Raw genomic sequence first — 12,568 nt, 5'->3', positions numbered from 1 at the left:
GAGACCACCATGTCCGAGTCCATCGTCAAGATTTCCGGCCTGAACAAATGGTACGGCGAATTCCACGTCTTGCGTGACATCGATCTCGCCGTGCAGAAGGGCGAGCGCATCGTGATCTGCGGCCCCTCGGGCTCGGGAAAGTCCACGCTGATCCGCTGCATCAATGCACTGGAGGAATTCCAGGAGGGCGAGATCGTCGTCGACGGCATCGAGCTCGGGCCGAACCTCAAGCACGTCGACGCCGTCCGCCGTGAAGTCGGCATGGTGTTCCAAAGCTTCAATCTGTTCCCGCATCTGACCGTGCTCGACAATTGCACGTTGGCGCCGATCTGGGTTCGCAACATTCCCAAGAAGGACGCCGAGGCGACGGCGATGAAGTTCCTGGAGCGGGTCAAGATCCCGCACCAGGCCAACAAGTTTCCGGGCCAGATGTCCGGCGGCCAGCAGCAGCGAGTCGCGATCGCGCGGGCCCTGACCATGAACCCGAAGGTAATGCTGTTCGACGAGCCGACCTCGGCGCTCGACCCCGAAATGGTCAAGGAGGTGCTCGACACCATGGTCGACCTCGCCGAGGAAGGCATGACCATGCTGGTCGTTACCCACGAGATGGGCTTTGCCCGCGAGGTCGCCAACCGCGTCGTGTTCATGGATGCCGGGCAGATCATCGAGGCCAACACCCCGAACGAGTTCTTCGCCGCCCCGCAGCACGCCCGCACCAAGCTGTTCCTGAGCCAGATCCTGCGCTGAGCCCCGACGACCGGCGGCCGCGCCGGTCGGATCGCAAGCCTGGCACCATCCGAATCGGCTTGCCTCTTTCCGGACCATCCTCCGGAGAGAGACCTTGCAGAGCAGTGCCGGTGTGCGCGCATACCAGAATGCGCGACTGGAAAAGAAGCTGAAGAAGCAGGCGGACGCCGTCATGGCCTTCGCGATCGAGGCGCTCGGGCAGGGCAGGCTTGATGAGGCCGAGATGCTCTGCCGCGAGATCCTGAAGGAGGTGCCGGATCATTTCCATGCCACGCACCTGCTCGGCCTGCGCGCGTTCGACGGCGGGCGGCTCGACGAGGCGGAATTCCTGCTCGAGCGTGCAATTGCACTCGAGCCGCGTTCGCCCGATGCGCACGGCAATCTCGGAGCGGTCTATTCTGCGTTGGAAAGATTCAACGACGCCCGCGCCTGCCAGGAGAAGGCCCTCGCGCTCAAGCCGAATTGTCCGATCACCCTGACCAATCTCGGCAATACGTTGCTGCATATCGGCCTCGGCAATGAGGCGATCGGGCTGCACGAGCGGGCGATCAGGCTGAAGCCGGATTATGCCGATGCGTTTTGCAACCGCGGCATGGCGGAATTGATGACGGGCCAGTTCGAGCGCGCCAAGGCGAGCTTCGACCGTGCCCTGACATTTCAGCCATCTCACGCCGAGGCGATCGCGGGCAGGGGGATGGTGAGCCTCGAGCTCCGGCACTTCGCGGAGGCTGCCGCCGCCTTCGACGCCGCGCTCGCGATCAAGCCGGGTTCGCCGCGGATTCTGCTGCAGCGTGGACGGCTCAATTTGAGTTTATCCCGGCTGGAGCAGGCGGCCGCGGACCTCGACGCGGCGCTGGCGCAATCGCCACGGCTCGCGCTCGCGCTGTGCTGGCGGGCGCAGATCGACATTCTCGCGGGAAACACGGCGCGGGCGATGGCAGGCGTCAAGACGCTGCTCGAGGTCAATCCGCGATCCGAGATGGGGTTAGCGCTGCTGGCGGCTTGCCATGTGAACCTGGGAGATATCGGGACCGCACTCGCGCACCTCGATGCGGCGCTCGAGATCGCGCCCGATTTTCCGGAGGCGATCGGATACAAGATCTTCGTGCTGGACTACCTGCCGGAGGCCGATTTCGCCGCGCAGCAGGCCGCGCGAAAATATTGGTGGGACGCGATCGGCGCGAAGCTGCCGCAACGGACGCTGGCGCCGCGGCCGCTCGATCCGGACCGGCGGATCGTGATCGGATACGTCGCGTCCGAATTCAGGAACCACTCGGCGGCGTACTCTCTGTTGCCGGTGCTGCGCAACCATGATCACGCCCAGTTCAAGGTCGTCTGCTATTCCTGCTGGCCGGTGCAGGACGAGATGACAGAGACCTTCAAGTCCTTCGCGGATGTCTTTGTCGATGCTGCACAATTGTCCGACGACGAGCTCGCCGACCGTATCCAGGCCGACGGGATCGATATTCTGATCGACGTCTCCGGGCACACGACCGGCAGCAGGCTTCATGTCTTCGCCCGCAAGCCGGCGCCGGTCCAGGTGACGGGCTTCGGGCATGCCACGGGGACGGGCCTTCAAACCATGGACTACGTGCTCGCGGACCCGATCTTCATCCCGCAATCGGCGCGTCATCTCCTGGCCGAGAAGGTCCATGACCTGCCGTGCCTGATCACGATCGATCCGATTCTGGACGTGCCGCCTTCGCAACCTCCCATGCTCCGCAACGGCTACGTCACGTTCGGGGTGTTCAACCGCATCTTCAAGATTTCGGACGAGGCCATCCGGGTGTGGTCGAACGTGATGCATGGGGTGAGGGGATCGAAGATCATCGTCAAGAACGGGCTGCTTGACGATCCCTTGCTGCGCGAACGCCTGATCGCGCGGTTCGCGGCACAGGGCATCGCCGAAGAGAATGTCATCTGCATGGGCTCGACCTCGCGCCCCGAGCATTTGCGGGCCTTTGCGATGGTCGACATTTCCCTCGACACGTTCCCGCAGAACGGCGGCATCAGCACCTGGGAATCCCTTTATGCGGGCGTTCCGGTCGTCGCCAAGCTCGGCCGCGGCGCCTCGTCGCGTGCCGGCGGCTCCATCGTCGCGGCCGTCGGCCTGGAGGACTGGGTCGCCGAGGATGACGCGGGCTATGCCGCGATCGCGCGCAAATACGCGGCGCAGCCGGCTCACCTGGCAAAGCTGCGGGCGGATCTGCCGGCTCGGATCACTGCCTCGCCCGCCGGCGATGTCGGACTTTACACGCGTGAGGTCGAAGCGGCTTATCGCCGGTTCTGGCGCGATCATTGCGCCGCCGCTTCGGACGTGGCGTAGGAAATCTTGCGCCGGGCCCCGGGAAATCCCGGGGGCGAGGGGACTCCGGTGACCGGCGGGCAGGCTCGCGAATCAGTTAGACTCTGCCGAGGGCATCCTCCGGAGATACACCTTGCAGAAGAGCGGCGGCGGCGCGCGCGCGTTCCAGAATGCGCGATTGCAGAAGAAGTTGATGAAGCAGGCCGACGCCGTCATTGCCGCTGCAGCGGACGCCTATGGCCAGGGCCGATATGCCGAGACCGAGGCGCTGTGCCGCGAGATCCTGAAAGCCCTTCCGGATCACGTCGATGCGCTTCACCTGCTCGGCATGTGCGCCCATGACGGCCGGCGCCTGGAGGAGGCGAGAGCGCTGCTCGAGCGCGTGATTGCGCTCGATCCACGACTGCACGATGCCCACAACAACCTCGCGACCGTGCATTTCGACCTCGGCAATCTCGAAGACGCACGGCGCTGCCAGGAGAAGGCGATCGCGCTGAAGCCGAATTTCGCGGTCGGGCTGACCAATCTCGGCAACACGCTGATGCATCTGGGGCAGTACGCGCAGGCGCTCGAGATGCACGAACGCGCCATCAAGATCAAACCGGACTATGCCGACGCGTTCTGCAATCGCGGCATGATCGAGATATTGCTGGGACAGGTCACGAAGGCCAAGGAGAGCTTCGATCGCGCCCTGTTGTTTCAGCCGCGCCACGCCGAGGCGATCGTCGGCCTCGGCATGGTCGCCATGGAGCTCCGGCACCACGAGGAGGCGGCGGCCAAGTTTGCCATGGCGCTCGCGATCAAGCCGGGCGCGCCGAGGATCCTGGCCCAGCGCGGGCGGCTCAGTTACGAGCTGCAACGCCTGGAGCCCGCGCTTGCGGACTTCGATGCGGCGCTCGCGGTCTCGCCCAAGCTCGAGCTTGCGCTCCGCGGCAAGGCGCAGGTCTGCCTCGTCATGGGAAAGACCGCGCAGGCGACGGCGGCGGCAACGGCCTTGATCGAGCAGAATCCGCGCTCCGAGATGGGGCTGGCGCTGATGGGCTTTGCCTATTCGAACCAGGGCGACATGGACTCCGCGATCGACTATCTCGATCGCGCGCTGGCGATAAGGCCGGACTATGGGGATGCAATCAGGGGCAAGATCTTCCTGCAGGACTATCGTGCCGAGGCCGATTTCGTCCTTCAGCAGGCGGTAAGACGCGACTGGTGGGACCGGATCGGCTCCAAGCAGCCGCGGCGGACGCTGCCGAAGCGGCCGCTCGATCCGGACAAGCAGATCGTGGTCGGCTATGTCGCGGCCGAGTTCCGGCAACACTCCGCGGGGCTCACCTTGCTGCCGGTACTGCGCCACCATGATCACGCCAAGTTCAAGATCATCTGCTATTACTCCTGGCCGGGCGCGGACGAGTACACGGCCAAGTTCAAGGCGCTGGCGGATGTCTGGGTCGATGCCTGGGACCTTTCCGACGATGAGCTCGCCGATCGCATTCAAGCCGACAATGTCGACATCCTGATCGACGTGTCCGGCCACACGACCGGCAACAGGCTGCAGATGTTCGCGCGAAAGCCGGCTCCGATCCAGGCCACCGGATTCGGACACGCGACGGGTACGGGCATGCCGACCATGGACTACGTGCTCGCCGATCCCATCTTCATTCCGCCATCGGCCCGGCATCTGTTTCCCGAGAAGATCCACGATCTGCCGTGCCTGATCACGATGGAGCCGGTGACCAATCTGCAGCCGTCCGAGCTGCCGATGCTTCGCAACGGCTACGTCACCTTCGGCGTGTTCAACCGCATCTACAAGATCTCGGATGATGCGATCCGCGTGTGGTCGCGCATCATGCGGGAGGTGCCGGGATCGAAGATCATCCTCAAGCATGGCTTGCTCGACGATGCCCTGCTGCGCGATAGCCTGATCGCGCGCTTCATCGCGCAGGGCATTGCGGAGGAGGACATCACATGCCTCGGCACCACCTCGCGCAACGACCACCTGATGGCCTTCGACAAGATCGATATTTCCCTCGACACGTTTCCGCAGAACGGCGGCATCAGCACCTGGGAATCCCTCTACAAGGGCGTTCCGGTCGTGGCCAAGCTCGGCATTGGGGCCTCCTCGCGTGCCGGCGCCTCCATCGTGGCAGCCGTGGGCCTCGGCGACTGGGTCGCGGACGACGACGACGGCTATGTCGAGATCGCCCGCAAGTTCGCCTCGCAGCCGGAGTATCTGGCGAAGTTGCGCGCTGGCTTGCCGGCCCAGATCGCAGCCTCGCCCGCCGGCAACGTCGAGATCTACACGCGTGAGCTCGAAGCGGGATACCGAAAGTTCTGGCGCGATTATTGTGCCGCTGCCGCGGAGCACGGGGGCGCTGCGGTCAGTTCCTGAGCCGCATCCTGCAGGCACCCCCGGGATATCCCGGACGGATTTCTGCTCCGGCAGTCCAGCCGGGTCGGTGCGCGAATCAGTTAGACTCGGCCCTAGGGCATGATCCGGAAAAGTGCGCAGCGGTTTGCCGAAAAGATCATGCTCAAACGATCACCTAATGCGCGATGACGATTCATCGTAGTCGTCATCGCGCATTAGGCCATCTTCCGGAGAGACACCTTGCAGAGCAGCGTCGGCGCGCGCGCATTCCAGAATGCGCGGTTGCAGAAGAAATTGAAGAAGCAGGTGGACGCAGTCATTGCCGCCGCGGCGAGCGCCTATGGTCAGGGCAGATATGCGGAGAGCGAGGCGCTCTGCCGCCAGATCCTGCAAGCCGTTCCGGATCATTTCGACGCCACGCACGTGCTCGGCCTCAGCGTGCAGCAGGGCGGGCGCCTCGACGAGGCGCAACAGCTGCTCGAGCGCGCGATTGCGATCGATCCGCGCTCGCACGAGGCGCAGAGCAATCTCGCGGCCCTCTACGTCGTGCTTCAGAAATTTGAAGCGGCCCGCGCCTGTCAGGAGAAAGCGATCGCACTGAAGCCGAATTTTACGCCGGCCCTGGCCGGCCTCGGCAACACCTTGCTTCAGATGAACCTGCCCGAACAGGCCATCGAGGTCTACGATCGCGCCATCAAGCTGAAGCCCGACTACGCCGACGCGCTTTGCAATCGTGGCGTGGCGGAGCTGGCGCTGTTCCGGTTTGACCGCGCCAGGGAGAGCTTTGATCGCGCGCTGCTGTTTCAGCCGCGCCACGTCGAAGCGCTGATCGGCAAAGGCGTGGTCAGCATCGAGCTCAGGCGCTACGACGAGGCCGAAGCTGCGCTCGCAGCGGCGTTCGCGATCAAGCCGGACTCGGCGAAGATCCTGGCGCAACGCGGACGCCTCAACTCGGCACTGTCGCGGTTCGAACAGGCAGCAGCGGACTTCGATGCGGCACTCGCGCTTTCGCCCCGGTTCGAAATGGCCTTGCGGGGAAAGGCGGAGGTCGCGCTCAGCCTCGGAAACACCGCACAGGCGATCCTGGCCTGCACGACCTTGCTCGAGCAAAATCCACGTTCCACGATCGCATTGGCGTTGCTGAGCTCCTGCTTTGCAAACCAGGGAGAAATCGCGTCCGCAATCGAACATCTCGACGCCGCGCTGGCGATCTCGCCGGATCCAGACTTGATGGCGCGGAAGATCTACTATCTGGACTTCCTCCCGGACGCCGATTTCACCATTCAGCAGGCGACACGAAGGTCCTGGGGCGATGCGATCGGCGCTCGCGTGCCGCAGAGGAAGCTCGCCCCCCGGCAGCTCGATCCCGACAGGCGGATCGTGATCGGCTATGTTTCTGCCGAATTCTGGTACCACTCGGCGGCATTCGGCCTGCTGCCGGTGCTGCGCCATCACGATCATGCCAGCTTCGAGGTCGTCTGTTATTCGTGTTCGCCGACTCAAGATGCGATCACGGCCGAATTCAAGTCGGCGGCAGACGTCTGGGTCGATGCCTGGCAAATGTTCGATGACGAATTGGCCGATCGTATCGAGGCCGACAAGGTCGATATCCTGATCGACGTGTCCGGGCATTCGTCGGGCAACAGGCTTCAGATCTTCGCCCGCAAGCCGGCCCCCATCCAGGTCACGGGCTTCGGACACGCGACCGGGACGGGCCTTCGGACGATGGACTACGTGCTCGCGGACCCCGTCTTCATCCCGCCATCGGCTCGGCATCTGCTGACCGAGAAGGTCTATGACCTGCCGTGCCTGATCACGATCGATCCCATCCTGGATGTGCCGCCGTCGGAGCCTCCCATGCTCCGCAACGGCTACGTCACCTTCGGCGTGTTCAACCGCGTCAACAAGATCTCGGACGAGGCCATCCGCGTGTGGTCGAACGTCATGCGGGAGGTCGCCGGATCGAAGATCATCATCAAGCACACGCTGCTCGACGATCCCCTGGTACGCGACGGCCTTCTCGCGCGCTTTGTGGCCGGCGGGATTGCCGAGGAGAGGATCACCTGCCTCGGCTCGTCCGACCGCGCCGATCATCTGCGAGCCTTCGCGTTGGTCGATATTTCGCTCGATCCGTTTCCGCAGAACGGTGGCGTCAGCACCTGGGAATCCCTCTATGCGGGCGTTCCGGTCGTCGCCAAGCTCGGCCACGGCGCATCCTCGCGCGCCGGCGGCTCCATCGTGGCCGCCGTCGGTCTTGACGACTGGGTGGCCGAGGACGACGCGGGCTACGCCGCGATCGCGTGCAAATTTGCTGCCCAGCCCGCGCATCTGGCAAAGCTGCGCGCGGAATTGCCGGCCCGGATCGCGGCTTCGGCCGCGGGCAATGTCGAAACCTACACGCGCAGGGTCGAGGAGGGCTACCGCAAGTTCTGGCGCGACTATTGTGCCGCCGCTTCGGAAAGCGGGCAGGTCGCTTGAACCGGCCGAACCGCGCAGACTTTGTGGATCTGCGCCCTTGGCCGGATGAAGCACTCGACGATCACACGAAGGGCGGCTTGATGTTGCTGCGCTTCTCCAGCCATTCCGGGACCGGCAGGTTCTTGGCGCGCATGAAGTCTGCGTTGAACAGCTTCGACAGATAGCGGCTGCCGGAATCGCACAGCACGGTGACGATCGTCTTGCCGGGCCCGAGCTGCTTCGCAAGCCGCATCGCGCCGACGACATTGATGCCGGTCGAGCCGCCGAGGCACAGACCTTCGTGCTGGAGCAGCTCGTAGATCGCACTGACGGCGTCAGTATCAGGAATAAGATAGGCGTCGTCGACCTTGGCGGTCTCGACGATCGCGGTGGCGCGGTTGAGGCCGATGCCCTCCGTGATCGAGCCGCCCGGCGTCGCCTTGGGATCGCCTGTCCTGAAATATTCGTACATCCCGGCGCCGTGCGGATCGGCGCAGGCGATGCGGACGTTCTTGCTCTTCTCCTTCAGATAGCGGCTGACGCCGGCGAGCGTGCCGCCGCTGCCGACCGAGCAGACGAAGCCGTCGAGCTTGCCGCCGGTCTGCTCCCAGATCTCGGGCCCCGTGGATTCATAGTGCGCCTTGGCGTTGTCCAGGTTGTTCCACTGGTCGGCGAACAGCACGCCATTGGGCTCGGTCTTGCGCAGCTCGTCGGCGAGCCGCCGGCCGACATGCTGGTAGTTGTTGGGGTTGGCGTAGGGAAGGGCGGGCACCTCGATCAGCTCGGCGCCGCACAGCTTCAGGAAGTCCTTCTTCTCCTGGCTCTGCGTCTCCGGGATCACGATCAGGGTGCGGTAGCCGCGCGCGCTCGCAACAACGGCAAGGCCGATGCCGGTATTGCCGGCGGTCGCCTCGACCACCAGCCCGCCGGGCTTCAGCTCGCCGCGCTTCTCGGCCTCCAGGATCATCCATTTCCCGGCGCGGTCCTTCACCGACTGACCCGGATTCATGAACTCGGCCTTGCCCAGGATGGTGCAGCCGGTCAATTCCGAAGCGCGCTTGAGCTTGATGAGGGGGGTGTTGCCGATGGCTTCGACAACGTCGTTGCGAATGGTCATGTCGGGGGAAATCGCTAGCAAGGGGTTGATCTGGCTGGGCAGAACGTAGTGCTTGGGAGGGCAAAGGGGAAGGCTTTTGCGCTGCGGCGAACCCGACCGAAACGCCCGCGGAAACAGTGATATGCTCAAGACGAGGGCGGCTATGATGCACGCGGCCGTGAGGCGGGATATCGGTAGCAGAAAACGGCCAAGACCCGGCCAGGGCACGAAACGATTGCGCTCCTGATCAGCGTTGCTGCGAACCAATTCATCCCTCGGGCGAGCCGGGTTGCCGCAGGGTGACTGATGCTTCTGCAAGGGGACTGGGCTCCCCCTCCCGTTTGCCAAGTGGGAAAGGCGAAGCGAGTCCGCGGACAATCCTCGTAAATTCATATGCGATAGCGATGCAACAACGGCTGTGGCGGCAATATCACATGAAATCTTGGTAAGCTTGCTTACGTTTCTGAATGTTTAGCAATGAAAGAAATCACTGCAGGACAGGTACTTTTTATATTCTTCTTGGTTCGGTCCCGGCTCGTTGGCTCGGCTTCTCGCAATTGCGGCACTGTCCCGCCGTTCCGCGCCCGGCTAGTATGGAGCTCAGGTTCCGCAGAAAGCATCATCACCGTGAACGCGTCGTCCAAAGCCTCCCGACCACCTCGCCGCGAATCGGTTAATCCGGCAGCGTTGCGGCGGCTTGATCTGCCCCGCGGGGGGTGGATGTGACACGGCAAGTTCCAGTGATCGCCTCGCGGCGGTCTCTCGGTTCTGCATTCGGAACGCTGCGCGCGGCGCGATGGATCGCGGTGCTGTGCCTCGCCGCCGGCTCGGGGGCTTGCGTGCTGACCCAGGATCTTCCCGATCCCGCGCTCGACGTTCCCACGCAATACAAATATGCCGGCAAGGGCGATGCGCCGCCGTCGCTGGATTGGTGGCGCGGCTTCCGCTCCGCGGAGCTGACGCAGCTGATGGAGGAGGCGCAGACCGTCAACCTCGACATCGCCGCAGCCGTGGCGCGCATCGTCCAGGCCGACGCCCAGGCGCGGCAGACCGGCGCGGCGCTGCTGCCGAGTGTCTCGACCGGCGGATCCGAAACCTATTCGCGCACATCGGGCTCGAGCGCATCGGGGCTGTCCATCGGCGGGCGCGAAGTCGTCAATTATTCGGCCTCGCTGAGCGCGAGCTATCAGCTCGATTTCTGGGGCCAGAACCGCGACGCGCTGCAATCGGCCGAGGAGACGGCGAACGCCAACCGTTTCGATCGCGACACGGTCGCGCTGACGACGCTTGCCGCCGTCGCCAATGCCTATTTCCAGGTGCTGGCCTCGCAGGACCGCATCAGGACCTCACAGCGCAACATCGCGAGCGCCCAGCGCATCCTCGATGCGGTCAGGGAGCGCCGCAGGGCCGGCACCGGCACCGATCTCGACGTCGCCCAGCAGGAGAGCGTGCTGGCAAACCAGAAGGCGCTGGTGCCGCCGCTGCGCCAGACGCTGGACCAGAACGTCAATGCGCTGGCCGTGCTGGTGTCGCGCCCGCCGGAGAGCGTGCGCGTCCACGGCGGCTCCCTGGACCGGATCGCGATCCCGCGCGTGACGCCCGGCCTGCCGTCGGAGCTGCTGACGCAGCGGCCGGATATCCGCCGACAGGAGGCGCAGCTCGCCTCGGCCACCGCCAACATCGGCAATGCCCGCGCACAGTTCTTCCCGACCATCCAGCTCACCGGCAACGGCGGCTACCAGAGCGCGGCGCTGGTCTCGCTGTTCCAGCCGCATGCGGCCTTCTTCCAGCTGGTCGGCAGTGCGACGCAGCCGATCTTCGACGGCGGCAGGATCCTCGGCAATTTCGAGTTGGCCAAGGCGCGGCAGGACGAGCTGCTGCAAACCTATCGCAAGACCATCGTCCAGGCCTTTGCCGACGTCGACAACGCGCTGTTCTCGATCAAGCAGACCACGATCAGGCTGCAATTGCAGCGCGACGTCGTCGCCGCTTCGCGCCGCGCCTTCGATCTCTCCGAGCAGCAATTGCGTGCCGGCACCGCCGACATCGTGACCGTGCTCAACACCCAACTGACCCTGTTCCAGGCGGAAGACGCGCTCTCGCAGGCCCAGCTCGCGCGGCTTCTGGCCATCGTCAGCCTGTACCAGGCGCTCGGCGGCGGCTGGGAGCCGCGAATGGAGAAACCGGTCAATGCTCTTTAAGCCGGACACGAAGCAGGGCGCGGGAGAGGGGGCGGCGAAGAGATCGCGCGGCCGCGGCTTCGTCATGACCCTGATCACGCTCGCGATCCTCGGCGGCCTCGGCTATGTTGGCTGGATCGTCATGCATCAGCAGCAGACGAACAACCGCAATCAGCGCCCCGATCTGCCGGTGCCGGTGCTGGCGGCGAGCCCGCGCATCCAGGACGTGCCGGTCTATCTCGACGGCGTCGGCGCGATCCGCGCGCTCAACACTGTGACCGTGCGCTCGCAGGTCGACGGCAAGCTGATCGCGGTCAACTTCACGGAAGGCCAGGACGTCAAGAAGGGCGACGTGCTCGGCGAGATCGATCCGGCGATTTATCAGGCGCAGTACGACCAGGCGGTTGCCAAGAAGGCGCAGGATCAGGCTCAGCTCGCCAACCAGCGCATCGACCTCGCGCGCTACGAGCAGCTTGCGGCCTCCAACGCCGGCTCCAAGCAGCAGGCCGACACCCAGCGCGCGCTGGTCGCGCAGACCGAGGCACTGGTCAAGGCCGACCAGGCCGCGATCGACAACGCGGCGGCGACACTGAGCTACACCAAGATCGTGGCGCCGATCTCCGGCCGCGCCGGCTTGCGCCTGGTCGACCAGGGCAACATCATCCATGCCTCCGACACCACGGGCCTCGTGGTGATCACGCAATTGCAGCCGATCGCGGTGTGGTTCAGCCTGCCGCAACAGCAGATCATGCGCGTCAACGCGGCGGCGGCGAAGGGGCCGCTCGCGGTTGACGTGTTCGGCAATGACGGCATCACGGTGATCGATACCGGCAAGCTCGTCGGCATCGACAACCAGGTCGACCAGACCACCGGCACGCTCAAGCTCAAGGCCGAATTCCCGAACGCCAATTACCAGCTCTGGCCGGGCCAGTTCGTCAATGTCCGCCTCAAGGTCGAGACCTTGACGCGGGCGCTGGTGGTGCCGACCTCGGCGGTGCAGCGCGGCCCGATCGGCACTTTCAGCTACGTCATCGGCGCGGACAACATCGTCTCGGCAAGGGCCGTGACGGTGACCCAGCAGAACGAGCATGACGCCGTGATCGCCGGCGGCCTGTCGGCGAGCGACAGGGTCGTCACCACGGGCTTTGCCAATCTGTCCGACGGCTCCAGGGTGATCGTCGGCCGCGACGATCAGACTCCGTCGGCCGATCTTGCCCCGCGCAAGCGCTCGCGCGCACCGGAGGCTCAGAAGGACGGTGCCAAGGAAGGCCAGAAGGACGGACAAGGCAAGGACTCCGAGCTGCGTGCCAAGCGTAAGAGCAGCGAGGGCGACCAGAAGGGGCAGACAGGACCGGCGCCGGGGCCGGGAGCATCGGAGAGCGGAGCCAAGCAGCCATGATTCCGACAACAGCCGCTTG

Annotated in this window: 7 protein-coding genes; 6 read left to right on the top strand and 1 reads right to left on the bottom strand. The window is 64.7% G+C overall.

Annotation, left to right across the window (positions count from 1 at the left end; all coding sequences use genetic code 11):
• The first annotated feature begins 9 nt into the window (after positions 1 to 9).
• From AC24YW_RS34675 to AC24YW_RS34660, 4 genes are all read left to right on the top strand, one after another.
• Positions 10 to 747: an amino acid ABC transporter ATP-binding protein gene (locus tag AC24YW_RS34675; RefSeq protein ID WP_487486908.1), complete on the top strand. Its 738-nt coding sequence runs from the start codon at positions 10 to 12 to the stop codon at positions 745 to 747.
• 94 nt (positions 748 to 841) lie between these two features.
• Complete coding sequence (locus tag AC24YW_RS34670) at positions 842 to 3,073, top strand: O-linked N-acetylglucosamine transferase, SPINDLY family protein (protein WP_487486907.1); 2,232 nt, start codon at positions 842 to 844, stop codon at positions 3,071 to 3,073.
• Positions 3,074 to 3,185: 112 nt separating this feature from the next.
• The gene (locus tag AC24YW_RS34665) at positions 3,186 to 5,438 is read left to right on the top strand and encodes a tetratricopeptide repeat protein (protein ID WP_487486906.1); all 2,253 of its coding nucleotides are present in this window, start codon (positions 3,186 to 3,188) and stop codon (positions 5,436 to 5,438) included.
• A 219-nt stretch (positions 5,439 to 5,657) separates the two neighbouring features.
• Positions 5,658 to 7,895, top strand: a complete 2,238-nt coding sequence (locus AC24YW_RS34660; RefSeq protein ID WP_487486905.1) for a tetratricopeptide repeat protein — start codon at positions 5,658 to 5,660, stop codon at positions 7,893 to 7,895.
• A 61-nt stretch (positions 7,896 to 7,956) separates the two neighbouring features.
• On the opposite strand, the gene AC24YW_RS34655 is transcribed toward AC24YW_RS34660, so the two are convergent.
• The gene (locus AC24YW_RS34655) at positions 7,957 to 8,991 is read right to left on the bottom strand and encodes a cysteine synthase A (RefSeq protein WP_487486904.1); all 1,035 of its coding nucleotides are present in this window, start codon (positions 8,989 to 8,991) and stop codon (positions 7,957 to 7,959) included.
• A 695-nt stretch (positions 8,992 to 9,686) separates the two neighbouring features.
• On the opposite strand from AC24YW_RS34655, the gene AC24YW_RS34650 reads away from it, so the two are divergent.
• Positions 9,687 to 11,171 carry an efflux transporter outer membrane subunit gene (locus AC24YW_RS34650; RefSeq protein ID WP_487486903.1) on the top strand — a complete coding sequence of 495 codons (1,485 nt, stop codon included), beginning with the start codon at positions 9,687 to 9,689 and terminating at the stop codon, positions 11,169 to 11,171.
• Positions 11,161 to 12,549: an efflux RND transporter periplasmic adaptor subunit gene (locus AC24YW_RS34645; protein WP_487486902.1), complete on the top strand. Its 1,389-nt coding sequence runs from the start codon at positions 11,161 to 11,163 to the stop codon at positions 12,547 to 12,549. The genes AC24YW_RS34650 and AC24YW_RS34645 overlap by 11 nt, the downstream gene beginning before the upstream one ends.
• The last annotated feature ends 19 nt before the right edge of the window (positions 12,550 to 12,568 follow it).

It is taken from the genome of Bradyrhizobium sp. USDA3516 (genome assembly GCF_057651995.1).
Note: the sequence above shows the minus strand (reverse complement) of the source record. Positions and strands in the feature narration are given on the sequence as shown.

Bases quoted from the DNA above. Each gene is read 5' to 3' on its own strand.
- AC24YW_RS34675 (WP_487486908.1), top strand. From the start codon at position 10: ATGTCCGAGTCCATCGTCAAGATTTCCGGCCTGAACAAATGGTACGGC.
- AC24YW_RS34655 (WP_487486904.1), bottom strand. From the start codon at position 8,991: ATGACCATTCGCAACGACGTTGTCGAAGCCATCGGCAACACCCCCCTC.
- AC24YW_RS34645 (WP_487486902.1), top strand. From the start codon at position 11,161: ATGCTCTTTAAGCCGGACACGAAGCAGGGCGCGGGAGAGGGGGCGGCG.